This is a genomic window from Streptomyces sp. NPDC057743 (genome assembly GCF_042798755.1).
Lineage (GTDB): Bacteria > Actinomycetota > Actinomycetes > Streptomycetales > Streptomycetaceae > Streptomyces.
In genome coordinates this window covers 187,217-213,568 of sequence record NZ_JBHVJX010000012.1, presented here as the reverse complement: position 1 = coordinate 213,568, position 26,352 = coordinate 187,217, and the positions used below count along the sequence as shown (strand labels likewise).

Annotated in this window: 16 protein-coding genes; 8 read left to right on the top strand and 8 right to left on the bottom strand. The window is 73.2% G+C overall.

Annotated features, from left to right (window positions below):
- Positions 1 to 25 precede the first annotated feature (25 nt).
- The 3 genes from ACFVFQ_RS16505 to ACFVFQ_RS16495 are packed head-to-tail and all read right to left on the bottom strand — an operon-like array spanning position 26 to position 3,242.
- Positions 26 to 973, bottom strand: coding sequence for a sugar phosphate isomerase/epimerase family protein (locus ACFVFQ_RS16505; RefSeq protein ID WP_383415546.1), 948 nt, complete (start codon positions 971 to 973; stop codon positions 26 to 28).
- Complete coding sequence (locus tag ACFVFQ_RS16500) at positions 970 to 2,097, bottom strand: dihydrodipicolinate synthase family protein (protein ID WP_383415543.1); 1,128 nt, start codon at positions 2,095 to 2,097, stop codon at positions 970 to 972. The genes ACFVFQ_RS16505 and ACFVFQ_RS16500 overlap by 4 nt, the downstream gene beginning before the upstream one ends.
- Positions 2,094 to 3,242 carry a Gfo/Idh/MocA family protein gene (locus ACFVFQ_RS16495; RefSeq protein WP_383415540.1) on the bottom strand — a complete coding sequence of 383 codons (1,149 nt, stop codon included), beginning with the start codon at positions 3,240 to 3,242 and terminating at the stop codon, positions 2,094 to 2,096. The genes ACFVFQ_RS16500 and ACFVFQ_RS16495 overlap by 4 nt, the downstream gene beginning before the upstream one ends.
- A 240-nt stretch (positions 3,243 to 3,482) precedes the next feature.
- Here ACFVFQ_RS16495 and ACFVFQ_RS16490 point away from each other — a divergent pair, with 240 nt between their 5' ends.
- Complete coding sequence (locus ACFVFQ_RS16490; protein ID WP_383415651.1) at positions 3,483 to 4,328, top strand: sugar phosphate isomerase/epimerase family protein; 846 nt, start codon at positions 3,483 to 3,485, stop codon at positions 4,326 to 4,328.
- 224 nt (positions 4,329 to 4,552) lie between these two features.
- Complete coding sequence (locus ACFVFQ_RS16485) at positions 4,553 to 6,373, top strand: glycoside hydrolase family 3 protein (RefSeq protein ID WP_383415538.1); 1,821 nt, start codon at positions 4,553 to 4,555, stop codon at positions 6,371 to 6,373.
- A gap of 176 nt (positions 6,374 to 6,549) precedes the next feature.
- Here ACFVFQ_RS16485 and ACFVFQ_RS16480 read toward each other — a convergent pair whose 3' ends face one another.
- The 3 genes from ACFVFQ_RS16480 to ACFVFQ_RS16470 form a co-directional block, all read right to left on the bottom strand.
- A complete protein-coding gene (locus tag ACFVFQ_RS16480; protein ID WP_383415535.1) occupies positions 6,550 to 7,968 on the bottom strand; it encodes a S28 family serine protease in 1,419 nt (472 codons plus the stop codon).
- A gap of 83 nt (positions 7,969 to 8,051) precedes the next feature.
- Positions 8,052 to 12,077: an ABC transporter ATP-binding protein gene (locus ACFVFQ_RS16475; RefSeq protein ID WP_383415532.1), complete on the bottom strand. Its 4,026-nt coding sequence runs from the start codon at positions 12,075 to 12,077 to the stop codon at positions 8,052 to 8,054.
- Positions 12,078 to 12,234: 157 nt separating this feature from the next.
- Positions 12,235 to 15,054: a discoidin domain-containing protein gene (locus tag ACFVFQ_RS16470; RefSeq protein WP_383415529.1), complete on the bottom strand. Its 2,820-nt coding sequence runs from the start codon at positions 15,052 to 15,054 to the stop codon at positions 12,235 to 12,237.
- 233 nt (positions 15,055 to 15,287) lie between these two features.
- On the opposite strand from ACFVFQ_RS16470, the gene ACFVFQ_RS16465 reads away from it, so the two are divergent.
- From ACFVFQ_RS16465 to ACFVFQ_RS16455, 3 genes are read left to right on the top strand one after another with little or no spacing between them, the layout of a single operon-like run.
- Positions 15,288 to 16,046: an ATP-binding cassette domain-containing protein gene (locus ACFVFQ_RS16465; protein ID WP_383415526.1), complete on the top strand. Its 759-nt coding sequence runs from the start codon at positions 15,288 to 15,290 to the stop codon at positions 16,044 to 16,046.
- The gene (locus ACFVFQ_RS16460) at positions 16,018 to 18,225 is read left to right on the top strand and encodes a YhgE/Pip family protein (RefSeq protein WP_383415523.1); all 2,208 of its coding nucleotides are present in this window, start codon (positions 16,018 to 16,020) and stop codon (positions 18,223 to 18,225) included. The genes ACFVFQ_RS16465 and ACFVFQ_RS16460 overlap by 29 nt, the downstream gene beginning before the upstream one ends.
- Positions 18,222 to 18,869 (top strand): TetR/AcrR family transcriptional regulator, encoded by a 648-nt coding sequence (locus ACFVFQ_RS16455; protein WP_383415520.1) that lies wholly within the window; start codon positions 18,222 to 18,224, stop codon positions 18,867 to 18,869. The genes ACFVFQ_RS16460 and ACFVFQ_RS16455 overlap by 4 nt, the downstream gene beginning before the upstream one ends.
- Before the next feature lie 169 nt (positions 18,870 to 19,038).
- Here the strand turns inward: ACFVFQ_RS16455 and ACFVFQ_RS16450 are convergent, their stop codons facing one another.
- Together ACFVFQ_RS16450 and ACFVFQ_RS16445 are read right to left on the bottom strand one after the other, a co-directional pair.
- Entirely contained in the window at positions 19,039 to 20,826 is a 1,788-nt protein-coding gene (locus tag ACFVFQ_RS16450; RefSeq protein WP_383415517.1) for a thiamine pyrophosphate-binding protein, read from the bottom strand.
- 37 nt (positions 20,827 to 20,863) lie between these two features.
- Positions 20,864 to 22,420: a sodium:solute symporter gene (locus ACFVFQ_RS16445; protein ID WP_383415514.1), complete on the bottom strand. Its 1,557-nt coding sequence runs from the start codon at positions 22,418 to 22,420 to the stop codon at positions 20,864 to 20,866.
- 259 nt (positions 22,421 to 22,679) lie between these two features.
- On the opposite strand from ACFVFQ_RS16445, the gene ACFVFQ_RS16440 reads away from it, so the two are divergent.
- From ACFVFQ_RS16440 to ACFVFQ_RS16430, 3 genes are all read left to right on the top strand, one after another.
- Positions 22,680 to 24,536 (top strand): PucR family transcriptional regulator ligand-binding domain-containing protein, encoded by a 1,857-nt coding sequence (locus ACFVFQ_RS16440; protein WP_383415511.1) that lies wholly within the window; start codon positions 22,680 to 22,682, stop codon positions 24,534 to 24,536.
- A gap of 451 nt (positions 24,537 to 24,987) precedes the next feature.
- Complete coding sequence (locus ACFVFQ_RS16435) at positions 24,988 to 25,449, top strand: hypothetical protein (protein ID WP_383415508.1); 462 nt, start codon at positions 24,988 to 24,990, stop codon at positions 25,447 to 25,449.
- Positions 25,450 to 25,744: 295 nt separating this feature from the next.
- A complete protein-coding gene (locus tag ACFVFQ_RS16430) occupies positions 25,745 to 26,134 on the top strand; it encodes a hypothetical protein (protein ID WP_383415505.1) in 390 nt (129 codons plus the stop codon).
- The last annotated feature ends 218 nt before the right edge of the window (positions 26,135 to 26,352 follow it).

Sequence of the window (26,352 nt, the reverse complement as noted above, 5' to 3'; positions counted from 1 at the left end):
ACGTTCCGGCGGGGCCCTGTGGAGGTCAAGTGACGTGCTGGGTGAAGCGGGTGATGATCTCCGTGAGGACTTCGGCGGCGTTGCGGGACCACAGGGACGGGTTGAAGATCTCGACCTCGATGGGGCCCTCGTAGCCGGTCGCGTCGACGCGTTCGCGGAACCAGCGCAGGTCCACCGAACCGTCGCCCAACTGCCCGCGGCCCAGGAGGACGCCCTCCGGAAGTGGCGTGATCCAGTCGGCGAGTTGGAAGGCGGCGATGCGGGAGGGGGGCGGAGGTGGGGACGCTGGCCGCCGTTCTGGATTGGCCGCCCTCTCGGTCGCTCCCCTGGCTACTCCCCCGGTCGCTCCCCTGGCTACTTCCCCGCCCGCGCGGGCCAGTTGGGTGGTGAGGGTGTCGTCCCACCACAGGTGGTAGGTGTCCACGGCGACGCCCACCTGGGCGGCGGGGAAGCGTTCGGCCAGGTCGAGGGCCTGGGCGAGGGTGGAGACCACGCAGCGGTCCGCCGCGTACATCGGGTGCAGCGGTTCCAGGGCCAGTCGTACGCCGTGCGCGGCGGCGTACGGGGCGAGTTCGGCGAGGGCGTCGGCGACCCGTTCGCGGGCGCCGGGGAGGTCCCGGCTGCCGGGTGGCAGGCCGCCGGAGACCAGGACCAGGGTGTTGGTCCCGAGCGTCGCGGCCTCCTCGATGGCGGCCCGGTTGTCCGCCAGGGCGGCCGCGCGCTCGGCGGGGTCCTCGGCGGTGAAGAAGCCGCCCCGGCACAGGGTGCTGACGGTGAGGCCGGCGTCCCGTAGGAGGCGGGCGGCGGCGCGCACCCCGTAGGCGTGCACCGGCGCGCGCCACAGGCCGACGGCCCGCAGGCCGGCGCGAGCGCAGCCGTCGGCCAGTTCGGGCAGCGACCACTGCCTCAGGGTCTCCTGGTTGAGGCTCAGGCGGTTCAGGAGCCGGGCGCGGGAGGGGTTGGGGTCCGTCATGGGGTGACCGGCTCCTCGATGCCGTGGACGGCCAGGAGGGCGCGCATTCTGGTGGCGGCCAGGTCCGGGTCGGGGAACAGGCCGAGCGCGGCGGCGAGTTGGTGGGCGCGGCGCAGGTGGGTGAGCGAGCGGGCGGACTGGAGGCCGCCGACCATGGTGAAGTGGGACTGGTGTCCGGCCAGCCAGGCGAGCAGGACCACGCCGGTCTTGTAGTAGCGGGTGGGTGGCTGGAAGAGGTGGCGGGCCAACGGGACGGTCGGGTCCAGGACGGCGCGGAAAGTGGCCGGGTCGCCGGCGTCCAGGTGGCGGACGGCCGCGGCGGCCAACGGGGCGAGCGGGTCGAAGACGCCCAGGAGGGCGTCGCTGAAGCCGTGGGCGTCGCCGGCGATCAGTTCCGGGTAGTGGAGGTCGTCGCCCGTGTAGCAGCGCACGCCCTCGGGGAGCCGGCGGCGCAGCGCGACCTCCCGGCCGGTATCCAGGAGGGAGACCTTGACGCCGTCCACCGCGCGGGAGTTGTCGGCGACGATGTCGAGGAGGGTCTCGGTGGCGGTGTCGAGGTGCGGGCTGCCCCAGTAGCCGGCCAGCGCCGGGTCGAACATCGGGCCGAGCCAGTGCAGGATCACCGGACGGGTGGTCTGGCGCAGTAGGTGCCCGTAGAGGTCGCGGTAGGTGTCGGGGCCGGCCCCGAGGGCGGCGAGTTGGCGGGAGGCCATCAGGACGGGCTGGGCGCCGGCGTCCTCGGCGACGGCGAGTTGCTCCTCGTAGGCGGCTCGGACGTCCGCCAACGTGGCGCCGCTTGGCGGGAGTTGGTCGGTGCCGGTGCCGCAGGCGAGGCGGCCGCCGACGGTACGGGCCTCGGCGGCCGAGCGGCGGATCAGCTCGGCGGCGCCGGGCCAGTCCAGGCCCATGCCGCGCTGTGCGGTGTCCATCGCCTCGGCCACGCCCAGCCCGTGTGCCCAGAGGTGGTGGCGGAAGGCGAGGGTGGCGTCCCAGTCGAGGGCGGCCGGGCCGTCCGGGTTGGTGTCGGCGCGGGGGTCGGCGACCACGTGGGCGGCGGCGAGGACCGTACGGGAGCGCGGCTGTGGGGGCCGCCCGTTGGGGGTCGCGGTCGGCGGGCCGGTCAACGGGACAGCTCCGGTACGGGGAGCCGGCGGCCCTCGGCCGAGGAGCGCAGGCCCAGTTCGGCGAGTTGGACGCCGCGGGCGCCCGCCCAGAGGTCCCAGTGCCAGGGCGCGTCGGCCACCACGTGGCGCAGGAAGAGCTCCCATTGGGCCTTGAAGGCGTTGTCGAACGCGGCGTTGTCGGGGACCTCCTGCCACTGGTCGCGGAACGGTTCGGTGGACGGGAGGTCGGGGTTCCAGACCGGTTTGGGGGTGGTGGCGCGGTGTTGGACGCGGCAGCGGCGCAGCCCGGCGACGGCGGAGCCCTCGGTGCCGTCGACCTGGAATTCCAGCAGTTCGTCGCGGTGGACCCGGACCGCCCAGGAGGAGTTGATCTGGGCGAGGGTGCCGCCGTCGAGCTCGAAGAGGGCGTAGGCGGCGTCGTCCGCGGTCGCCTCATATGGGGCGCCGGACTCGTCCCAGCGGCGCGGGAGGTGGGTGGCGACCCGGGCCTGGACGGCGCGGACCGGCCCGAACAGCTCGTGCAGGACGTACTCCCAGTGCGGGAACATGTCGGCGGCGATCCCGCCGCCGTCCGCGGCGCGGTAGTTCCAGGAGGGGCGCTGGGCCGCCTGCCAGTCGCCCTCGAAGACCCAGTAGCCGAACTCGCCGCGTACGGACAGGACTTGTCCGAAGAAGCCGCCGTCCACCAGGCGGCGGAGTTTGCGCAGCCCCGGGAGGAACAGCTTGTCCTGGACGACGCCGTGTTTGACACCGGCCTCCTGGGCGAGCCGGGCGAGTTCCACGGCGCCGGCGAGGCCGGTGGCGGTGGGCTTCTCCACGTAGAGGTGTTTTCCGGCGGCGATCGCCTTCTTCACGGCCCCTTCGCGGGCGGCGGTGATCTGGGCGTCGAAGTAGATCTCGACGCTGTCGTCGGCCAGGACGGTGTCGAGGTCGCGGCTCCAGGCCAGGCCGTGGCGGTCGGCCAGCGCCCGCACGCGCGGCGCGGAGCGGCCGACCAGGACCGGCTCCGGCCAGAGCACCGTGCCGTCGTCCAGGGGGAGTCCGCCCTGGTCGCGCAGGGCGAGGAGGGAGCGGACCAGGTGCTGGTGGTGGCCCATGCGCCCGGTCACGCCGTTCATGGCGATGCGTACGGTCCGGCGTGTCATGGCCCGGCCTCTCTCCCGCGTGCGGCGGGGACGGAGTGGGGACAGGGGGTGCGCGGAGGAGTGCCTGTGGACAGTCGGCGAGGGGTGCCTGTGGATAACGAGCGGCTGCGTCGTGAGGGACGCTAGCCTGCGGAGCAGATCACCAACAAGGGTGCGTAACAGGCGCTGATCCGCGTGCAGTTGTGACGGTGGGAGGCCGGTATGCGAGGCGGCAGGGACGGGGGCGGCGGCCCGGTGGGGGTGCGGGCGGCGTTCTCCACGCTCGGGGTGCCGGGGTTGCCGGTGGCCGAGGTGGTGCGGTTGGCCGTGTCGTGCGGCTATCAGGGGGTGGAGTTGCGGGCGCATCCCGAGGAGCCGGTGCACCTGGGGCTGCGGGCGCGCGAACGGGCCGCGGTGCGGGGGCGGTTCGCGGCGGCGGGGGTGGCGGTGCTGGCCGTCGCCGGGTACGCGAGGGTCGCGGCGGAGTGCGCCGATGCGGCGGCGGAGGCGGCGCTGGCGCACGAGCTGGCCGAACTGGTGCATCTGGCGGCCGACTTGGGGGCGGGGTACGTCCGGGTCTTCCCCGGGGGCGGGGGCCGTCCGGTGGAGCGGGCGGAGGCGGACGCGGTCCGTCGGCTGTCCGCGGTGGCGCCGCTGGCCGCGGAGCGCGGGGTGCGGGTGCTGTTGGAGACCCACGACTCGCACCGCACCGGCGCGGCGGCGGCGCGGATCCTCGCGGCGGTGGACCATCCGCATGTGGGGGCGCTGTGGGACGTGTTGCACGGCTGGCTCGGTGGGGAGGCGCCGGCCGCGACCCGGGCCGCATTGGGCCGCCATCTGGGATATGTGCAGGTCAAGGACGTGGCGTCGGCTCGGGATCTGACGCCGCTTCCGTTGGGGGCGGGGGTGCTGCCGCTGGCGGAGGTGGTGGCGGCGCTCGGGCCGGAGAGCGGGGGATGGCTGTGTTGGGAGTACGAGAAGCGGTGGTATCCGGGGGCGGCGGAGCTGTCGGGGCTGTTGGCGGGGGGCCGGGCCTCTCTGAAGCGGCTGGTCGGCGGCGCGGCCGGGGGCGGGGGTGGTGGAAGAGGTCAGAAGGGCAGCGTCTGACGGACGGTCACGCGAGCCGCTCGCCGGCCGTCGTGCGGGGGTGCGAGGGTGCGTTCGTGCGGGAGTGCGGCGGGCGCCCCCACCACACCCCCGCGCCGCCCGCAATCCCTGGGCGGCGCCGGCCCTCGTCGTCGTTGACCGGTCCCGGTTTTCCGGTTATCCGTGACTCCTTGGACGTTCTCTTTCCTTCATGCGTTCGAGGAAGCCCCCCGGAAGGAGCGCAGATGCACTCCAGACGTACCGTCCTGACCACCGCCGCCGCTGCCGCCGCGGCCGCCGCCCTGGGCACCGGCCCGGCGGACGCCGCCCCCTCCCCCGCCCCACCGGCCCCGCGCGCCACCCGTGAGCGGTTGCGTCGGCTCATCGCCCGGATGACGCCGGAGGAGAAGGCCGGGCAGCTCTTCGTGATGCGGGTGTACGGGCACTCCGCGACCGACCCCGACCCGGCCGACGTCGCCGCCAACCGCAAGGAGATCGGCGTCGCCAACGCCGCCGAGCTGATCGCCAAGTACCACGTCGGCGGCATCATCTACTTCGGCTGGGCGCACAACACCCGCGATCCGCACCAGATCGCCGCGCTCTCCAACGGCATCCAGAAGGCCGCCGCCACCCAGCGCGTCCCCGTCCCGGTGCTGATCTCGACCGACCAGGAGCACGGCATAGTGGCCAGGATCGGGGCGCCGGCGACGCTGCTGCCCGGGGCGATGGCGCTGGGCGCCGCCAGGTCCGTCGACCACGCCCGGGAGGCGGGGCGGATCTCCGGGCAGGAGCTGCTGGCGATGGGCATCCGGCAGGACTACGCACCGGACGCCGACGTCAACGTCAACCCCGCCAACCCCATCATCGGCGTGCGGTCCTTCGGCGCCGATCCGCAGGCCGTGGCCCGTATGGTCGCCGCCCAGGTGCACGGCTACCAGGGCGCGGGGGTGGCGGCCTGCGCCAAGCACTTCCCCGGGCACGGCGACACCGACACCGACAGCCATGTCGGGCTGCCCTACATCCACCACTCCGCCCAGGAGTGGGAGCGGCTGGACGCGCCGCCCTTCAAGGCGGCGATCGCGGCCGGGATCGACTCGTTGATGACCGCGCACATCGTGGTGCCGGCCCTCGATCCCAGCGGCGATCCGGCGACGCTGTCCCATCCGATCGTCACCGGCGTGCTGCGGCAGCGGCTCGGCTACGACGGGGTGGTGGTGACGGACTCGCTGGGGATGCAGGGCGTCCGGGTGAAGTACGGGGACGCCCGGGTGCCGGTGCTGGCGCTGAAGGCCGGCGTGGACCAGTTGCTGAACCCGCCGGACCTGTCCGTCGCGCACGGCGCGGTCGTCCGGGCGCTGCGCGACGGGGAGTTGAGCGAGCGGGAGGTCGACGCCAAGCTGCTGCGGATCCTGCTGCTGAAGGAGCGCCGGGGGCTGTTCGCCGATCCGTACACCTCGCGGCAGCAGGTGGACCAGGTGGTCGGGGTGCGCGCGCACCGGGCCGCCGCGGACCGGATCGCGGACCGCACCACCACGCTGCTGCGCAACGACGGCGGGCTGCTGCCGCTGTCCCGGCGGCGGACCGGCCGGCTGCTGGTGGCCGGGGCGGATCCGGACGCGCCGTCGGGCACCGGCGGGCCGCCGACGAAGGTGTTGGCCCGGGAGTTGACCGGGCTGGGCTTCGCGGCGACCGCGCTGTCCACGGGGACGGCGCCGTCCCGGGAGCTGATCGCCCGGGCGCGGGCGGCGCTGGCCGAGCGGGATGCGGCGGTGGTGGCCACGTATGACGTCACCGCGTCGTCGGCGCAGCGCGTGCTGGTCGCGGAGCTGTTGGCGACGGGGAAGCCGGTGGTGCAGTTGGCGGTCCGGAATCCCTACGACATCGCGGTGTTGGACGGGGTGCGGGCGGCGCTGGCGAGCTATTCGTGGACGGACGTGGAGCTGCGGGCGGCGGCCCGGGTGATCGCCGGGCGGCGGGATCCGGCGGGCCGGCTGCCGGTGCCGATAATGCGCGCGGACGCGCCGCACCGGGCGCTGTATCAAATCGGGCACGGGCTGCGGTATTAGGGCCTGTCCGAGGGTCAGGGTCGGATAGGCCCTCGCCCCTGCCCCATCGGACAGGCCCCAGCAGCGAGGCGCGGTGGGTGCGCGCGCTCCTCTCTTCGCGTCGTACGGCGGGAAGAGAGGAGCGCACCCTGGTGTCTACGGGCCGTGCGCGGGCGGGCCCGTAGGCGCCTGTGGCCCTACGGGCGCAGGGTCAACTCCTGGTGGCGCTGCGGTCGGTCCAGGGTGGCGTTGTAGGGGGCCTGGGCGAGGGCCCGGCCGCTCGCGGGCACCGGCAGGCCGGCCCAGGTGAGGAGCGAGGCGGTGGCCTTGGTGCGGTCGGCGTCCTTGAGCTGGGCGATGTTGGAGCCGTGGTTGCCGCCGGGGACGGTGTAGAGGTACGAGTCCCGCGCGCCGCGGCCGAGTTGGAAGTGCTTGGCGCTCCAGGGGTCGAACTGCCCGTTGACGAACATCATGCGGGTGGCGTGCTGCCGCACCCAGCGGTCGACGTCGGGCATCGCGCGCCGGTCGAAGGGCATGGGGATTGAACGGGGCACGAAGCTGCGGGAGTTGTTGATGCCCGGGTAGCGCAGCAGGCCGCGGAGGTGGGGGTAGTGGTACTTGGGCTCACCGAGCTGGGTGCCGGCCTGGTAGTAGTACGGCTGGTACTTCTCAAGGCCCTGGTCGGTGTAGGAGTCGAAGCCGCCGACCTTGTCGATCCAGGTCCACAGGGTGTCGGTGGAGGCGGTGGGGGCCGGCAGCTCGGCGCAGGCGGTCTTGGCCGGCTGGTACTGCCAGAAGCCGAAGACCAGGTCGGTGACGAGGACTTCGTAGGCCCGGTCGGCGTTGCCGATGAGGCGGAAGGTGCGCTTGTTGTCGCCGGCCCACTTCTCGTAGCGGTTCACCATCTCGTCGCGGCGGAGCAGCGCCTCGCGCTCGATCTTGCCGACGGCGGTGCGGCAGGCGGGGGTGCCGACGGTGGCGAAGAAGCGGTCGTAGGGGCGGGTGTCGGTGCGGTCGGTGTTGTTGGGGGCGACGTAGGCGACGGTGCCGTTCATGTCGTGCGGGAAGAAGCGGCGGTAGTAGGTGGCCGTCATGCCGCCCTTGCTGCCGCCGGTGGCGATCCAGTTCTTGGGATAGAGGGCGTGCAGGGCCTGGAAGATGCGGTGCTGGTCGGTGGCGGCCTGCTTGATGTCCAGTTTCTTCCAGTCGGTGGGCACCGGGCGGGAGGGGGTGAAGTAGCGGTATTCCAGGGAGACTTGGTTACCGTCGATGATCTTGGTGGGTTCGCTGCGGGACGGTGTGGTGCTGACGTTGTAGCCGGAGGTGTAGAAGACCGTGGGGCGGTCCACGGACTTGTGGAGCACGGTCAGCCGTTGCTGGAAGGTGCCCCGGTCCGGGTGCCGGTGGTCGATCGGCTGGGTGTAGGTGAGGACGAAGTAGCGGTAGCCGTCGACCGGCTGCTCCTCGACGAGGTGCATGCCGGGGATCGCCAGGAGGCGGTCCTTGATGTCGGTGCCGTCCCGGCCGGCGGCGGAGGCGGCGGTGGTCGGTGCGCTGACGCTCACCGCGCCTATCAGTGCGGCGAGCGTCAGCAACCCTCTCTTGCGCGTGCGCATGGGCCCTCCCGTGAGTGACGTCAGGTCGCGCCGAACCTATCGGCGCATCCGGGGCGCCACCAGCCCCCGCCTACGCGCCGCGCTCACACCCGTAGGGCCTCTTCCTCGCCGGTGAAGGTCCGCCAGAGCTGTGCGTACCGGCCGCCTTGGGCGAGGAGTTGGGCGTGGGTGCCGTCCTCGGCGATCCGGCCGCGGTCGAGGACCACCACCCGGTCGGCCCTGGCGGCGGTGGTGAGCCGGTGGGCGACGATCAGGGTGGTGCGGGAGCCGGTGTCGGCGCGGCGGGCGGAGAGCCGGTCGGTGGCCTGGTTGACGACGGCCTCGGTGGCCAGGTCCAGGGCGGCGGTGGCCTCGTCGAGCAACAGGATGTCGGGGCCGGTGAGTTCGGCGCGGGCCAGGGCGAGGAGCTGGCGCTGGCCGGCGGAGAGGTTGCGGCCGCGCTCGGCGACCTCGTGGAGGTAGCCGCCGTCGAGGGTGGCGATCATGGCGTGGGCGCCGACGGCCCTGGCGGCGGCCTCCACCTCGGCGTCGGAGGCGTCCGGGCGGCCGTAGGCGATGGCGTCGCGGACCGTGCCGGCGAAGAGGTAGGACTCCTGGGGGACGACGCCGAGTCGGCGGCGGTAGCCGGTCAGGTCCAGCTCGCGCAGGTCGGTGCCGTCGACGCGGACCGCGCCCAAGGTCGGGTCGTAGAAGCGGGCGACCAGCTTGACCAGGGTGGACTTGCCGGCGCCGGTCTCGCCGACGAAGGCGACGGTCTGGCCGGCGGGGATGGTCAGGTCGACGCCGGCCAGGGCCAACTCGTCGTGGTCGCCGTAGTGGAAGTGGACGCCGTCGAAGGTGATCTCGCCGCGCAGTGCGGGGACCGGGCGGGGGTCCGCGGCGGGCGGGGTGGAGGTGGGCTGGGCGAGGAGCTCGCGGATCCGGCCGAGCGAGACGGACGCCTGCTGGTAGCCGTCGAAGACCTGGGAGAGCTGCTGGACGGGGGCGAAGAACAGGTCGATGTAGAGGAGGTAGGCGACCAGGGCGCCGGCGCTGAGGGTGTGCCCGGCGATCCGGTCGGCGCCGACGATCAGCACCAGGGCGGACGCCACCGACGACAGCAGCTGGACGAAGGGGAAGTAGACGGATATCAGGAACTGGCCGCGCACCCGGGCCCGGCGGTAGGCGTCGCTGTGCCCGGCGTACCGCTGCGCTCCGTGGCCCTCGCGGCGGAACGCCTGGACGATCCGCAGCCCGGCGACGTTCTCCTGGAGGTCGCCGTTGACGGTGCTGATCCGCTCGCGGGCGAGCTCGTACGCCTTGACGCTGCGCTTGCGGAAGACGTAGGTGCCGAGGATCAGCGGGGGGAGGGTGACGAAGACGACCAGGGCGAGCTGGACGTCGATGACGAGCAGGGCGACGAGTATGCCGAGGAAGGTGAGGACCGAGACGACGGCGGTGACCAGGCCGGTCTGGAGGAACGTGGACAGGGCGTCGACGTCGGTGGTCATCCGCGTCATGATCCGGCCGGTCAGCTCGCGCTCGTAGTAGTCCAGGCCGAGGCGCTGGAGCTGGGCGAAGATCTTCAACCGGAGGGAATACAGCACGCGTTCGCCGGTGCGGCCGGTCATGCGGTTGGCGCCGATCTGGGCGGCCCATTGGACGAGGACCACGGCCAGGGCGAGGGCGGCGGCGGTCCACACGCCGGCGAGGACGCCGCGGCGGACGCCGTCGTCGATGCCCTGCCGGATGAGGACCGGCAGCAGCAGCGAGGCGAGGGCGTCCACGGCGACCAGCAGGAGGGCCAGCAGCAGCGGCCTGCCGAAGCCGTGCAGCAGGCGGCGCAGGCCGTAGGAGCGCTCGGGGCGGACGGCTGCGGCCTCGTCGATGTCGGGGGTGTCGGTGGCCGGGGGCAACGCGGCGACCCGGGCGAGGAGTTCGGGGGTGGCGGGGGCGCCGGCCATGGCGGCGGCGATGCCGGGGCCGGCGGCGGCGGTGGTGGCCGCGCGGGGCGCGGTGCCGGCGGCGCCCTCCTCGGCCTCCTGCTCGCGGCGGACCCACAGCTCGGGGGTGATGCCGCCGGTGGCGGCCGCGGCGGCGGGGTCGGCGGCGGGCTCCTCCGGGTCGCCGTCGACCAGGGCCTCGGTGGGGAAGCGGCGGGGGGCGTCGGTGGCAGGCTCCAGCAGGGCGGTGGTGCCGGACGCGGCGGACTCGCCGTCGAAGTTCCCCAAGCTCTCAGCTCCGTTCGAGCAGGGGAGACCCCTTTCGGCCACGGCGCCGGCCGGGTCGTGCGGGACGCCGCCCAACTCCTCGGGGTCGGTGAGCAGTCGGCGGTAGAGGGGGCAGCGCTCGGTGAGCTCCTCCTGGGTGCCGATGTCGACCAGTCGGCCGCCGTCGAGGACCGCGACCCGGTCGGCGAGGGCGAGGGTGGAGGCGCGGTGGGCGATCAGCAGCGTGGTCCGGCCGGCCATGACGCCGCGCAGCGCCTCGTGGATCTCGTGCTCGACGCGGGCGTCGACGGCGGAGGTGGCGTCGTCGAGGACCAGCAGCCGGGGGTCGGTGAGGATGGCGCGGGCCAGCGCTATCCGCTGCCGCTGGCCGCCGGAGAGGGTCAGGCCCTGCTCGCCGACCTCGGTGTCGTAGCCGTGGGGCAGCTCGCTGATGAAGCCGTCGGCCTGGGCGGCGCGGGCGGCGGCGCGGATCTGCTCGTCGGTGGCCTCGGGGTGGCCGTAGGCGATGTTGTCCCGTATGGAGTCGGAGAACAGGAAGCTGCTCTCGGGGACCAGGCCGATGGCGGCGCGCAACGACTCCAGGGTGAGGTCGCGGACGTCGTGGCCGCCGACCAGGATGCGGCCGGCCGTGACGTCGTAGAAGCGGGGCAGCAGCAGGGAGACGGTGGACTTGCCGCTGCCGGAGGTGCCGATGACGGCGACGGTCTCGCCGGCGTCGATGCGCAGCGAGAAGGCGTCCAGGACGGGGCGGGGCGCGGGCGCGGCATCGGCGCGGGCGCCTGCGTCGGACCGGCCGTCCTCGTCGGCGGTGGACGGGGCGTGGGCGGACGGGTCGTGGTGGGGGCCGTAGCCGAAGGTCACCTCGTCGAAGACCACGGTGGCCGGGGCGTCGGCGGGCAGTGCGTGGGCGTCCGGGCACTCGGTGATGGTCGGCTCGGTGTCGATGAGCTCGTAGACCCGCTCCACACCGGCCCGGGCCTGCTGGGCGACGGTCAGCATCATCGCCAGCATCCGGACCGGGCCGACCAGTTGCGCGAGGTAGGTGGAGAAGGCGACGAAGGTGCCGAGGGTGATGTGGCCCTGGGTGGCCATCCAGCCGCCGAGCGCCAGCATCGCGACCTGGCCGAGGGCGGGGACGGACTGGAGGGCGGGGGTGTAGCGGGAGTTGAGGCGGACGGTGCGCAGCCGGGCGGCGAACAGCCGGCGGCTGACCGCGCGCAGCTTGCCGGTCTCCTGGTCCTCCTGGCCGAAGCCCTTGACGACCCGGACTCCGGAGACCGCGCCGTCCACGACGGTGGCGACAGCGGCGGCCTGCCCCTGGGCGTACCAGGTGGCGGGGAAGAGGCGGGCGCGGCTGCGCCGGGCGATGAACCACAGGGCCGGGGCGACGGCCAGCGCGACGACGGTCAGCAGCGGGGAGAGGACTGCCATCACGGCCAGGGAGACGGCGAAGAGCAGGACGTTCCCGATCATCATCGGGAGCATGAACAGCAGGCTCTGGATGAGCTGGAGGTCGCTGGTGGCGCGGCCCACGACCTGGCCGGTGCTCAGCTCGTCCTGCCGGCGCCCGTCGAGCCGGGCTATCGCGTCGAACATGCGGGTGCGCAGGTCGTGCTGGACGTCCAGGGCGAGCCGGCCGCCGTAGAAGCGACGGAGGTAGGTGAGGACGTAGACCACGACGGCGGCGGCGATCAGGAGCGTCGCCCAGGGGGCGAGGGACCGCTCGTGCCGCACGATCACGTCGTCGATGATCAGCTTCGGGATGAGCGGGACGAGGGCGGTGACGGCCATCCCCGCGAGCGAGGCGAGGAGCGCCAGCACGGCGTCCTTGCGATACCGCCAACAGTCCCGGCTCAGCCGTCGAGCCCAACCCTTGTGTGCCGTGTCCGTCCCCGCCACCCGATGCCTCCCGTGCGTCGTCTGTTCGCACGGGCCAACGCCGAGGGCCCGGGATTTCATCCCGCCGTAATAATCCGACGCGCGAAATCCGGGACATCCCGCAGGGCGGGCCGGGGATCCCCTACGGGATGCCCCGGCCCAGGTCACCGGGTCCGGATCAGCGGGCCCGGGTCACCTCCAGCTCCGTCAGGCCCGGGTGCGGGGCGGGCTTGCCGCCGGGACCGGGCCGGGTGTCGCCGTGGACCACGATACGGACGTACCGGGCCGGGCTGCGGCCCGCGTAGCCGGTGCCGGTCCAGTGGGTGCCGTCCCGGGAGACCTGGACGACGTAGGAGCGGGGGTGGGTGGCGGTCCAGTGCGGGGTGATCTGCCCGACGGTGACGGTGCGGCCGAGGTCGACGGTGAGGGTGCCGTCGGCGGCGTTCGGGACCCAGGCGGTGGTGGCGTTGCCGTCGACCGCGGCGGCGGCGTACGAACCGGGCTCCTCGGAGGTCGCGGTGGCGGTGGCGCAGCGGGCGGCGTCGGTGGTCGGGGTGAGGTCGGGGCGGCGGGTCTTGAGGACGGCGGGGACGCCGCGGCTGACCAGCTTGTCGCCCTCGGGGGTGGCCAGCGGCAGGGCCGGGCCTGAGGTCAGGGTGACGGTGGTGTGGTGGGCGCCGAGCGCGACGTCGAAGGTGCGGCCCTGCCAGTGCAGGCCGCGCAGGGTGACGCCGCCGGCCAGTTGGGGCGGCAGCAGCGGGTCCAGGTGGACCCGGTCCTCGGCCATCCGCAGGCCGGTCAGGCCGTGGGTGAAGACCTGGAGGAAGCCGCCCTTGCCGGTGAGGAAGTCCTGGGCGGGGCGGCCGGCGTGCGGGTCGCCGGCGCCGGCCTTGGCGCCGCGGGCCTCGGAGAACTCCGCGAACGGGCCGCGGACGAACGGCCGGATGGCGCGCTGGAGATAGGTGTACGTGGCGCAGCCGGGCTCCCCCAGGGCGGCGGAGTCGATGGCGTGCACCGAGTCGGTCATGGCCGGGCCGTCGGGGTCGGTGCGGGCCGCGTAGTAGTCGAGGGTGGCCGCGGCCTGCTGCTGGGTCATCGGCCACTGCAGGGGATACATCAGCAGGACCGTGTCGGCCTGCTTTATGGTCGTCCCCTTGTAGCCGGCGTACTGCTCGAAGACCTTCTTGCCCGGGTCGTAGGGGATGCGCAGCTTGTCGGCGACGGTCTTCCAGGCGGCGGGGACCGGCCGGCCCAGGAGGGCGGCGGCGCGGGCGGCGTGGCGCAGGGCGGTGGCGGCGCCGGCATTGGTGAAGACCCCGTCGTTGACGCCGTTGCTGTACTCGTCGGGGCCGGCGACGTTCTTGATCGAGTAGCTGCCGTCGGTGTTGCGGGTGGCGCGGGAGGCCCAGAAGTCGGCGATGCCCGAAAGGACGGGCCAGCCGCGGGACTTGAGCCAGGCGGTGTCCTTGGTGGCGAGGTAGTACTGCCAGGCGGCCAGCGAGATGTCGCCCATGAGGTGGTTCTGGGTCTTGCAGTGCGGCGGGTCCCAACTGTGGCACTCGGTCCACAGGTCGCCGGTGCTGCCGCTGGTCCAGGAGTAGAACAGGCCGCGGTAGCCGAGGCGGCGGGCGTTGGCGCGGGCGACGTCCCGGGTGCGGTAGCGGTAGTCGACGATCGAGCGGGCGAGGTCGGGGTGGGTGGCCAGCAACCCCGGGTACATCCAGGTCTCGGCGTCCCAGAAGATCTCGCCGGCGTAGTTGTCGCTGGTCAGGCCGGTGGGGCCGATGCTGTTGGCGCTGGAGCGGCGGGTGGCGGACAGCAGGCCGTACTCGGCGGAGCGGATCCAGGACTGGAGGGCGGGCTGCCCGGTCACCTCGATGTCGCTGCGCCACAACGCCCGCCAGGCGGCGCGGTGTTGGGCGGTCAGGGCGGTCCATCCGCGGTCGGCGGCCCGGCGGGAGGCGGTCTCGGCGGCGGTGCGGGGCGTACGGGAGGTGAGCGCGGTGTCCACGCCGACGTACTTGGTGAGCTCGTAGGTGTGGTTGCCCCGAACCGGGAAGGTCAGCCGCTGGTGGGCGGTGAGGTCCTCGGCGGTGGTCGCTGCACCGGCGGTCCCGGCGCGCGGCTCGGTGCGGGGCCGGCCGGCGTGGACGCCGTGCCCGGCACGGAGGGTGGAGGCGACGGCGCCCGCGGTGTCGGTGCCGTCGGTGCGGAAGCCGACCGCGACGGTGCCGTCGCGCCCGCCCGGCGCCGGCCCCGCGGGGTGCATCCGGCGGGCGCCGCGGCCGTCCAGGGTGTCGGTGACGGTCGCCTCGCCGCTCCAGTGGGGCGTCATCCGCAGCCGGACCGCGGCGGTGTGCGGGTCGGCCCGGTCGGCGAGCACGTCGTAGACCAGGTCGGTGGCCCGGCCGTCGGCGGCGGTCCAGGTCAGCGAGGTGCGGACGGTGCCGCAGCGCAGCGAGACGGTCTGCCGGTAGTGGGTGAGGCGGACCGGGGCGGTGGCCGAGGAGAAGGTCTCGGCGTGCGCGCCCCCGGTGGTGACGTCGAGGGTGCTCCAGGTGGGGAGCGCGGCGATGGCCTGGCGGCCCTTGAGGTCGGCGGGGCCCTTGGCGTAGAGGCCGGAGACGAACGCGCCGTCGTATTCGGGGGTCTTGAGCGGCCAGCCGGTGGTGCCTCCGGGGGCGGCGTAGCCCGTCCCGTTGGGCGGCACCCGCCCGCCGAGGTAGCCGTTGCCGACGTAGGCGTGGTAGTCGGCGGTGGCTTCGGGGGAGGTGGCGGTGGCGGCCCAACCGGGGGCGGTGCAGGACTGTCGGGCCGGGTCGGCCGTCGGCGGGCCGTCCGCGGCGACGGCCGGGGCGGCGGGGGCGAGGGCCGCGACCAGTGCGCCGGCGAGCAGCGCGGCGAGCGGGCCGCGCGGGCGGCGTCCGGTGCTACGGGCCGGCGGCGGCGTGCGTCCGGCGGCGTGATCGTGGTGCGGCGTCCGCTCCGTGTGGTCCATGGCTCTCCGTCCCCGCGCGCCCGGGCCGCGTCTGCGCCCGGACCCAGCCTCGGCTCTGACCGACGTCTGCGCACCCTATGGCCCGACCGTCCCCGCGTCACCCGTTTCTCCGCGGATTCGTCGACTTCCGGCCGTGGCCGTCGATTTCCGGCCGTGCGCCGCCCCCGATTGGTCAACGCGGGCCCCCGTACGGCACACTTTTAGACTGACCAGTCAGATCAAAAGGAGGGGTTGTGGAGACCACCCGTCAGGGGGCGGCCGTCAACGCCCGGGGAATCGGAGTGAAGGGCCCACGCGGGTGGGCCTTCAGAGGCGTCGACATCACCGCGGACCCCGGGTCGCTGATCGCCGTGCAGGGACCGTCCGGCTCCGGCCGCACCTGCCTGCTGCTCGCGCTCACCGGACGGATGCGGCTCACCGCGGGCGCCGCCACGGTCGCCGGCTTCCCGCTGCCCAAGCGGATGGGGACGGTCCGCAGCCGCACCGCGGTGGCGCACGTGCCCGGCGTCGCCGACCTCGAACCGGCCCTCACCGTCGCCGAACACCTCCAGGAACAGGCCCTGTTGGGCCACCGCGGCACGCCCCTGTGGGGCCGCCGCCGCAAGGAGGCCACCCGGGCCCTGGTCGACGCCGCGCTGGCGACCGCCGGCCTCGACCCGGACACCCTGCCCAAGGGGCTGCGGACCTGCGTCCGCGACCTGGAGCGGCTGGAGGCGCTGCGCCTGTCGGTGGCGCTCGCGGTGATGCACCAGCCGCGCCTGCTGGCCGTCGACGACCTCGACCTGAAGCTGTCGTCCGAAGAGCGCGCCGCGGCCTGGCAGTTGCTGCGGGACGTGGCGATGACCGGCACCACCGTGGTCGCCGTCGCCTCCGACGCCCCGGCGGACGCCCTGGTCGTATCGACCGCCGCGGACGCCACCCCCGAGACCCACCAGCCCGAAACCCACGAGGAGGAAGCGGCGCATGCGTTCGCCGAGACTGGCCGCGCTTGAGCTCAGGCGCTTCGGCAGGGGCAAGCTCCCCCGCCTTGGCCTCGTCGCCCTGATGCTGATCCCGCTGCTGTACGGAGCGCTCTACCTCTGCTCCTTCTGGGACCCGTACGCGCGACTGGACAAGATCCCGGTCGCGCTGGTCAACGAGGACCAGGGCGCCACCTCCGACGGCAAGAAGCTGACCGCCGGCGCCGACCTGGCGTCGAACGTCAAGGACAGCAAGACGTTCGACTGGAAGGAGGTCAGCTCCAAGGACGCCGCCAAGGGCCTGGAGCAGGGCAAGTACTACCTCTCGCTGACCGTCCCCAAGGACTTCAGCCAGAAGATCGCCTCCAGCGGCGGCAACGACCCGCAGACCGGCGCGCTCCAGGTGCGCACCAACGACGCCAACAACTACATCGTCGGCTCCATCTCCAAGACGGTGTTCTCGGAGATCCGCGCCAAGACGTCGTCGAAGTCCACCCGGGCCTTCTTCGACAAGATCTTCGTGTCGTTCTCGGACCTGCACGACGAGACCGCCAAGGCCGCCGATGGGGCGGGGAAGGTGGATGACGGGCTCGGCACCGCCAGCCAGAAGTCCGGCGAACTCGCCGACGGTCTGGGCAAGTTGAACGACGGCGCCGGCAAGCTGGACAAGGGCGCCGGCGACCTCAGCAACGGCGCCGGCAAGCTCGGCAAGGGCGCGGGGGACCTGAGCAACGGCGCCAGCCAGGCTGCCGCCAAGGCCAAGGAGCTCAGCAAGGGCGCCGGCCAGATCGCCGACGGCACCCAGCAGCTCGCCGACAAGGTCCAGGGCATCGCCAAGAAGGACCTGCCCTTCCTGCGGGAACACGGCAAGGACATCGGCGAGAAGGCCCAGGTCGTCGCCGACCTCAGCCAGAAGCTGGACGACGACCTCAGCAAGCTGCCCGGCAACTCCGCCAAGAGCGCGGCCAAGGCCCGTAAGAACGCCGATGACGCCGCGGCCCTCTACCGGGAGCGCTGTGGCGGGCTGACCTCCTCCGGCGACCTCGACTGCGCCAAGCTGAAGGGCATCGCGGACGGTTCCGCGGCCGGTGCCGACCTGGCCGAGAAGGTCAACGACACCATCGCGCACACCGACTTCGCCACGTGGCACAGCAAGCTGCAGGAGCTGCACCAGGGCGCCACGATGGTCGCCCAACAGGCGCCCGGCATCGCGGACCGTGCGGACACCGCCATCGGCCAGATCAACACGCTCAACTCGGGCGCCCACAAGGTCGCCACGGGCGCGGGCCAGTTCGCGAACGGCATCGGGGCCCTGGCCAACGGCGCCGGCGACCTCGCCAACGGTGCCGGTCAGCTCCACAAGGGTGCCGGTGACCTCGCCAACGGCGCCGGTCAGTTGCACGACGGCATCGGCACCGCCCACGACGGTGCCGAGAAGCTCAGCGGTGGGCTCTACCAGCTCAAGGACGGCGCCAACCAGCTGGCCAGCGGCCTGCACAGCGGCGTCGCCAAGATCCCGGACTACGACAAGAAGGACCGCGACGACCGCACCGGCGTGATGTCCGACCCGGTCAAGCTGGCCGCCAAGTCCATGCACAAGGCGCCCAACTACGGCACCGGCCTTGCCCCGTACTTCATCCCGCTGTCCCTCTGGGTCGGCGCGATGGTCGCGTACATGCTGCTGGCGCCGCTGGGCAAGCGGGCGTTGGCCGCGGGCGCGCCCGGCTGGCGGATCGCGCTCGGCTCCTGGCTGCCGGCGTTCGCCATCGGTGTCGTCCAGGTGCTGGCCCTGATGGCCGTGCTGCACTGGGCCCTCGGCCTGGAGATGGAGCGCGCGGGCGCCACCATCGGCTTCCTGATGCTGGCGACGGCCTGCTTCACCGCCGTCATCCAGCTGCTGAGCGCCTTCTTCGGTCCGGCGGGCCGGGTGTTGACGCTGGTCATCCTGATGCTCCAGCTGACCTCGGCGGGCGGCACCTACCCGGTGCAGACCAGCCCGGGCTTCTTCTCTTGGATCCACCCCTACCTGCCGATGAGTTACGTCGTCGACGGCCTGCGACGGCTGATCACCGGCGGCGACCTGGCCATCGTCTGGCAGGGCAGCATCGTGCTCGCCGCGTTCACGCTCGGCGCGCTGGCCCTGACCGCCCTCGCGGCCCGCAGCCGCCAGGTGGTCCGGATGAAGGACCTGCACCCGGAGCTCAGCCTGTGAGCACCCGCTCCGGGAACGGGGGCGGCGCCGTCACCGGCGTCGCCCCCGCGGCCTCCCGTCGTGCCTCGACCCGGCGCCGGCTCTTCGACGCCGCCGTCACCCTCATCGCCGAACAGGGCTTCTCCGCCACCACCGTCGACGAGATCGCGGACCGCGCCGGCGTCGCCAAGGGCACCGTCTACTACAACTTCAGCAGCAAGAACGTCCTCTACGAGGAACTCCTGCGGGACGGCATCGATCTGCTCGCCGGCTCCCTGCGCACCGCCGCCGACCGCACCGTCGCCGACGGCGGCACCCGGGTCGACGCCCTCGACGCGATGATCCGCGCCGGCCTGGACTTCATCGCCGGCTACCACGCCCTCACCCAGCTCTACGTCGCCGAACTCTGGCGCACCAACCGCACCTGGCGTGCCACCCTCACCTCCGTACGGGGCCGCGCCCTGGCGGTGGTCGAGTCGGTCCTCCAGGACGCCGTGCGCACCGGGGAGTTGAGCGACGAACTCGACGTCCCGCTCACCGCCTCCGCCCTGTTGGGCATGGTGCTGGTCGCCGCGCTGGACTGGCAGTCGTTCCAGCCGGAACGCTCGGTCAACGAGGTGCACGCCGCGCTCTCCCAACTGGTGCAGGGGCGCGTGGGGGCGTAGGGCGCCATCACCCCGCCGGGCCCGGTAGACCTCGTCTCCGGGCCCGGTTTTTCTTTTCCCTTCGAAGCCGTGTGCCCGGTTGCGTGGTGCCCGGTTGCCCCGTGCCCGGTAGCCCGGCGCCCGGTTGCCTGGTGCCCGGTTGCCTGGTGCCCGATAGCTCCCCTTGGCGTCAGTCCGGCAGGTGCGTGGGGGCGAACATCCGCAGCCGGGCCGGCAGGACGACGACCGACGGGCCGGGGGCGGCCAGCGCCGCCGCGAGGTCCGCGCCGAGCCGCTCCGGGTCCGTCCGGACCGCCGGCACGCCGAACGACTCCGCCAGCGCCACGAAGTCGGGCCGGGTCAGCTCGGTGGCCTCGGCCGCGGTCGCGCCGAACGCGTCGGTCATGTACTCCCGCAGGATGCCGTAGCCGCCGTCGTCCACGATGAGCCAGGTCACCGGGAGGTCGTACTGGCGCGCGGTGGCCAGTTCGGCGAGCGAGTACATCGCGCCGCCGTCGCCGGAGACCGCCAACACCGGGCGGTCCGGGGTGGCGAGGGCCGCGCCCAGCGCCGCCGGGAAGCCGTAGCCGAGGCCGCCGGCGCCCTGCGCGGAGTGGAACGCGTTGCTCCGCCGCGGATCGAAGGCCGACCAGGCCCAGTACGCCAGGATCGTCATGTCCCAGCAGCTCACCGCGTCGTCGGGCAGCGCCGCGCGCACCGCGGCGAGGGCCGCCCGCTCCAGGTCGAGCCGCTGCCCGTCCAGCCGGCCACGCACCCGGTCCAACAGCGCGGCGACGGCGGCTTCGGGAGATGGGGAAACGGGGGACGGGGAAATGGGGGTGGGGGAAACGGGGGACGACTCGGCGGGGCTCGGCTCCTGGGGTTGCTCCGGGTCGTGGCCCCGCTCCGGGAGCGCCGGAAACTCCGGAAACTCCGTCAGCAGTGCGGTCAGTGCCGCGCGGGCGTCCGCGTGGATGCCGAGCGCGGCGTGGTTGGACTCCAGCTTCCCGAGGTCCGCCTCGATCTGGAGGACGCGGCCGCGCGGCCGGAACGTGTGGTAGTTCGAGGAGAGTTCGCCGAGCCCCGAACCGACCACCAACAGGACGTCCGCCTCCTCCAGGAAGTCGGTGGTGTACCGGTCCTCCAACCAGGACTGGAGGGAGAGCGGATGCTCCCACGGGAAGGCACCCTTGCCCCCGAAGGTGGTCGCCACCGGCGCCCGCAACCGCTCGGCCAGCGCCAGCAGTTCGCCCTCCGCGCCGGCGCGCACCACCCCGCCGCCGGCCAACACCACCGGCCGCCGGGCCGCGCCCAGCCGCCGGGCCGCCTCGGCGATCACCTCCGGGCGCGGTGCCAACGCCCGTGGGGTGGCGGTCAGTTCGGCGACCACCGGGACGTCGACCGGCGCCAGGAGGACGTCCTGCGGGATCTCCAGCCACACCGGCCCGTGCGGGGCGCTCAGCGCCGACTCCCACGCCGCGACCACCGCGGACGGGATCTGGGACGCCGTACGCACCGTGTGCACGGACTTGACCACGGGCCGGAACGCGGCCGACTGGTCGGCGAGTTCGTGCAGATAGCCGTGGCGGCCGCCGCCGAGCCCGGCCACCGGCACCTGGCTGCCGACGGCCAGGACGGCGGCCGAGCCGGCGGCCGCTTCCTGGAGCGCGGGCAGCGTCAGCAGCGCGCCCGGCCCGGTGGAGACCAGCAGCGGCGCGACCCCGCGGGTGGATCGCGCATAGGCGTCGGCGGCGAAGCCCGCGTTGTTCTCCACCCGCAGCCCCACGTACCGCACGCCGGGCGCGCGCCGGAGCGCGTCGAACAGGCCGAGCGCGTGCTGGCCGGGCAGCCCGAAGACGGTGTCGGCGCCGAGCGCGGTGAGCGACTCGATGACCAGGTCGCCACCCGTACGGGACGTACGAGACGTACGGGGCGGCACGGCCGCGGGGGTGGGGGCGGGGGTCGGGGTGGCGCTCATGGGGGTGGCTCTCTCCGTGTCGTTGTGGTCAGTGTGGTCAGTTGCCGGACGGGCCCGGAGTGCTCGACACCGCGGTGGCCGGCGGGCTCAGCCGTTCCCGCCAGGCCGCCAGGATTGCCGCGTCCGTGGGACGGGTGGCCAGGCTGACCGCCACGTAGGCCACGAGGGAGGCGATCAGCCCGTAGTAGATGGGCTCGTTGGCGAGCACCCCGAGCGCGACCATCAGGCCGACGACGGTCAGCCCGCCGACCGCGACCGCGGCCAGCGCCCCGGCCGCGTTGCCGCGCCGCCACAGCAGCCCGCCGAGGATCGGCACCAACAGCCCGCCCACCAGGAGGTTGTAGGCGAGGGTGAGCGCCTCGACGACATCGTTCAGCGCGATCGCGATGACGATCACCGCGACGCCCATGAGGAGGATGAACAGCCGGTTGCCGCGCACCTCGTCGTGGGGTTGCGGGGTTTGGTGGGGTTGCGGGGTTTGGTGGAGGCGGGTGGCTTTGCGGGAGCCGGGCGCTCCATAGGGGGTGGGAGCTTCGGGGGCGGCAGTGGCTCGGTGGCGCGACCGCAGTCGCCTCACCCGCGCCCAGATGTCGTTGTTGGCCACCGTGGCGCAGGCGATCAGCGCCCCCGACGACGTCGACATCACCGCCGACAGCGCCGCCGCCAGCACCAGCCCGCGCACCCCCACCGGCAGCGCGTCCTTCACGATCGTCGCGAACGCGTCGTCGGGGCTGCCGAGTTGGGGGTAGAGGACCTTGGCGGCGGTGCCGATGACCGCCCCCGCGAGCGCGTACACCAGGCAGTACGTGCCGGCCGCGGTGCCGCCCAGGCGGGCCACCCGGTCGCTGCGCGCGGTGAACACCCGCTGCCAGATGTCCTGCCCGATCAGCATCCCGAAGGAGTAGATCAGCACGTAGGTGAAGACGGTGCGGCCGCCGATGCCCAACGGGGCGAAGTAGTCGGCCGGCAACCGGGACGCGAGCCCCGCGAAGCCGCCGGCCTTGATGAGGGCGAGCGGCAGCAGGAGCAGCAGCACCCCGATCGTCTTGACGACGAACTGCACCATGTCGGTCAGGGTGATCGACCACATTCCGCCGAGCGTCGAGTAGGCCACCACGATCGCCCCGCCGAGGACGATCGCCAGCGTGCGGTCCAGCCCGAAGAGGACGTCGAAGATGGTCGCGTAGGCGAGGGTCGAGGTCACCGCGAGCATCAGGGTGTACGCCCACATGACCACGCCGGAGATGATTCCGGCGGCGCCGCCGTAGCGCAGGTCCAGCATCTCGGAGACGGTGTAGACCTTCAGCCGGGCGATCCGGGCCGAGAAGAAGATGCTCAGGGCCAACAGTCCGAGGCCGATGGTGAAGACCATCCAGGCCCCGGACAACCCGTACTGGTAACCGAGGCCGACGCCACCGATGGTGGAGGCGCCGCCGAGCACGATCGCGGCCATCGTCCCGGAGTACATCGCGGGGCCGAGGCGGCGCCCGGCGACCAGGAAGTCGCTCTTGGAGGTGGCGCGCCGCATGCCCCACCAGCCCATGCCGAGCATGCCGGCCAGGTAGAGAACGATCACCGCGTAGTCGACAGCCATGGGCCGTCCCTTCCAGCTGCCTGCCAGCTGCGCCGAGGGGAGGGGGATGGGGAGGTGGGGGGGGAGATGGAGGGTGCTGGGGGTGCTGGGGGGTGCTGCGCCTGTTGAGCAAGTGAACGTGAGGGAGGGGAGTTACGAGGGGAGCTACGAGCGGGGCGGTGGGGCATCCCGTCTCGGGCGTTGACCCTAGGAGGCGCGCGGGCGACGCTGAAGTGTACGTTTCCTCCACTCCGACGCCCCTTACGTGGAGGATCCGCACATGTCGCGCCCGCTCCCCCCGCCGTCCACCCCGCCGGTCCCCCTGGCCAGCCTGCTGGCCCGTAGGGACCTGGGTCTGCGCCAACTGGCCGGCCCCCGCGAGGGCGTGACGCTCCACTGGGTGCACACCTCGGAGATGGCCGACCCGGTGCCGTATCTCCTGGGCGGCGAACTGCTGTTGACCGCCGGCGTCCACCTGGCCGAGGCGGTGTCAGCCGGGGACGACGACGCCCTCGACGCCTACCTGGACGGCTATGCCGCCCGTACGGTCGCGGCCGGGGCCGCCGCCCTCGGTTTCGGGATCGCGCCGGTGCACCGGACCGTCCCGCGCGCCCTGGTGGACGCCTGCGAACGGCACGGGCTACCGCTCGTCGAGGTGCCGGAGGAGACGCCGTTCACGGCCGTGGAGAGCGCCGTCTGGCAGGCCGTCACCGAGGCTCGGCACCGCGAACTGACCCGGATCGGCGAGGCCCAGCGCGCCCTGGCCGCGGCCGCCGCCCGCCCGGAGCCGGCGGCCGCGGTGCTGCGCGCACTGGCCCGCCACGCGCACGGCTGGGCCGCGCTGCTCGCCCCCGACGGCACCGAACACGGCTCGGCCGGCGCGCGCCCCGCCGCCGCCTGCCGGGCCGCCGCCGTCCGCCTGGCCGGCGTGGTCGCCACCGACGGCCCCGCCTCGGCCGCCGACTCCCTCCCTGGCACCCACCTGACCGCCTACGGCCTTACGGGCGGCCAGAGTTCACCGAAGAGGAGAGGGGCGGCCGAGGGAAGCGGAGCGGCAAACGGGAGCGGGGCAACAAACGGGGGCGAGGCGGTAAGCGGGAGCGAGGCGGCTGACGGAAGCAGGACGGCAAAGGGGAGCAGGGCGGCGAACAACAGCGGCACGACCGAGAGGAAAGCGACCGAGAGGAAAGCGACCGAGAGGAAAGCGACCGAGAGGAAAGCGGCGGCCAACGGGAAAGGCGCAACGAGCGGGAGCGGGGCGGCGGAGCGGGCAGCCGGTCGGCAGGGGCTCGCCCTTGTGGTCGCCACCGGCCCCGACGACCCGCCCGCGCACACCATCGCCGGCGTCGCCGCCGTCCTCCTCTCCCTGATCACCGGCCCCTCCGCCACCACCCGCACCGGCGCCGACTCCCCCAACGGCCCACCGGGAGCCGAACTCACCGCGGCGCTGACCCACCTCCTCCTCGGCGCCCGCCCGGCCGACGTCGCCCCGCTCCTCGGCCCGCAGCTCTGGACCGTCGTCCACGCCGCGCCCCGCCGGGATACCCCCGGCACACCGGCCTCCCTGGCCGCCGCCCTCAACACCCCGTTGGTGGCCGCCGATCCGTCCCCGGGCGGCGCCCTGCGCGCCCTCGCCCCGGCCGACCACGCGTCCACCGACCGCGTGCCAGCCACCCTCCCCGGTTGGACGCTGGGCATCAGCGCCCCCGTCCCGGTGGCCGAACTGCCTACCGCCGACCGGCACGCCGCGACCGCCCTCCGCCGCGCCCTCGCCCGCCGCACCGGGGCCGTACGCCATCACGCCGCCGGCCCGCCCGGCGTCCGCACCCTCATCGACCCCACGGATGCCCAGCACCACGCCCGGTCCCTCCTCTCCCCCCTCCTCGACTCCCCTCCCCTCCTCACCACCCTCCACAACTGGCTCGCCCTGCACGGAAGTTGGGACCGTACGGCCACCACCCTGGGCATCCACCGCAACACCGTCCGCCAACGCATCACTCGCATCGCCACCCTCCTGGACACCGACCTGGACGCCCCCGACGCCCGTATGGAGCTGTGGTTCGCCCTCCGCACCCTGGAGGAACCCACGGACCTCCCGGATGCCCCTCGCACCTCGGACACCCACCGCCCCCACTGAGGGGACACACCGCTCGGGAACCAATAGAGAGAGGCAGCCGGAGAAGGCCAGGGACGGCCAGGGACAACAGAGACGGCCGGGAGCGACAGAGACGACCAGAGGCGGCTAGTGGCGGCCAGAAAACAGAGATGTAGCCAGAAGCCGCCAGAGGTAGCCGGAGATAGTCAGAGATGGCCAGAGATGACCAGAGGTACCCAGCGACAGTAAGGGAATAAAGCCACTGAACCGACCGATCCACCCAAGTCGCCATAACACCCCACCCGTTCCCCACCCACACCATCGCCCCCACCCCTCCCCCGTACCATCCGCGCAGGTGAACCACGTACGCTCGCAGAGCGTCGACTAAGTTGACCGGGGATCCAGCGCCGGGGCCCTGACTTGACCTTGACCCGGTGTGACCCCACGTCAGGACAGTCGACGTGACCAACCAGGCAACACGGGAGGGACCCCCATGACGGACTCCGCATCCGGCACCCCGGCCGGCGGCGCGGGCGCCAGCCACGGCGGCAACGCGAGCGGCAACGCGGGAGCCCCGGAGGGAGCCACCGGCGGCCAGCCGCCCGTGCCGCCGCCGTACCCGCCGAGCGCCGTACCCGGCCAACAGCCCGGCGCCGCCCCGCCCAAGGTGATCCCGACCTCCGCCGAGCACGCCCGGGAGATCGGCAGCGCCTACTTCCCGCCGGTCGGCTCGCCGGGCGGTCCGATCTCCCTCTTCGTGCACGAATTCGCCGAGGGCTACCTCATCCACGCCGGCTGGCCCGCCCCGGAGGACCCCACCGCCCCGCCCGCCAACCCCGGTGGCACCAACATCGTGATCACCAAGGCCAACGGCGATGTGACCACTGTGCCCAACTTCCCCCCGGAATCGGCTATTGCGGTCTACCGCCAGTGGTACCGCCCCGGAACGGCGTGACGGCGCAGCGCAGGACCGACTCCGACCACCCGTCACCGCCGCACGCGGACACGGCCCGACGAACACAACGGGCACGGCGAGAACGACGGGCAACGACGGGCGGCGCCGCAGACACAACGAACACAACGGACACAACGCATCTGTGCGTGACATGACGGTCGTGGATGCAGCCGGCACAACGACTCAACGGTGACGGCCCTGTGACACAAGCGCCTTGATGGATAGTTGAACGGCGCGACTAGAATTTACCCACGACCCAACGGTATGTAATGAGCTCTGAGCGGGGGGAACGGCAATGGCCGGCGACGGTCTGCAAGCAGACGTACCGTCACTGAAGTCGGGCGGCAGCGCCTTCACCAACATCGGCGAGCGCTATCAAAACGCCGTCGAGAAGCTGAAGAACGGCCTGACCGACCTCGAAGGCAAGGACGTGCCCCCCTGGGGCGACGACGACATCGGCTCAAAGTTCGGCGTCGTCTACGAGGGCCTGCGCGACGGCATGTACGAGTCCATGGGCCATCTCGCCGCCAAACTCCAGGAGATCGGCGGCGGGTTGAACACCATGGCCAACAACCATGAGGGCAACGAGGACTTCACCCACGCCCTGATGCAGCAGCACGTCGCCAACGAGGAAGCCGAGAGCAAGGAAATCTTCGCCCTCAAGCGCCCCAACGTCGAGGCCTGAGTCCGCGACCGCGCCCGCCCTGCCTCACCACCCGGGCGCACCCGTCCCGTCCGCCCCAGCCGCCCCGCTGAGTGGCGGACGGCGGCGGGACGCCGCTCACCGGCCCGAGTAGCCACGCACCCTGAACCGCCCCACCACCAACTGCCCAACTGCCCACGGCACCCGTGCACTTCGCCCCCGGCGGAGCGCGGGACGCCGTCCGCACCTCGCCCACCGCT

Excerpts from the sequence above, each read along its gene's own strand:
- ACFVFQ_RS16505 (WP_383415546.1), bottom strand. The coding sequence starts at position 973 with ATGACGGACCCCAACCCCTCCCGCGCCCGGCTCCTGAACCGCCTGAGC.
- ACFVFQ_RS16495 (WP_383415540.1), bottom strand. The coding sequence starts at position 3,242 with ATGACACGCCGGACCGTACGCATCGCCATGAACGGCGTGACCGGGCGC.
- ACFVFQ_RS16485 (WP_383415538.1), top strand. The coding sequence starts at position 4,553 with ATGCACTCCAGACGTACCGTCCTGACCACCGCCGCCGCTGCCGCCGCG.
- ACFVFQ_RS16480 (WP_383415535.1), bottom strand. The coding sequence starts at position 7,968 with ATGCGCACGCGCAAGAGAGGGTTGCTGACGCTCGCCGCACTGATAGGC.
- ACFVFQ_RS16470 (WP_383415529.1), bottom strand. The coding sequence starts at position 15,054 with ATGGACCACACGGAGCGGACGCCGCACCACGATCACGCCGCCGGACGC.
- ACFVFQ_RS16460 (WP_383415523.1), top strand. The coding sequence starts at position 16,018 with ATGCGTTCGCCGAGACTGGCCGCGCTTGAGCTCAGGCGCTTCGGCAGG.
- ACFVFQ_RS16450 (WP_383415517.1), bottom strand. The coding sequence starts at position 20,826 with ATGAGCGCCACCCCGACCCCCGCCCCCACCCCCGCGGCCGTGCCGCCC.
- ACFVFQ_RS16445 (WP_383415514.1), bottom strand. The coding sequence starts at position 22,420 with ATGGCTGTCGACTACGCGGTGATCGTTCTCTACCTGGCCGGCATGCTC.
- ACFVFQ_RS16440 (WP_383415511.1), top strand. The coding sequence starts at position 22,680 with ATGTCGCGCCCGCTCCCCCCGCCGTCCACCCCGCCGGTCCCCCTGGCC.
- ACFVFQ_RS16435 (WP_383415508.1), top strand. The coding sequence starts at position 24,988 with ATGACGGACTCCGCATCCGGCACCCCGGCCGGCGGCGCGGGCGCCAGC.
- ACFVFQ_RS16430 (WP_383415505.1), top strand. The coding sequence starts at position 25,745 with ATGGCCGGCGACGGTCTGCAAGCAGACGTACCGTCACTGAAGTCGGGC.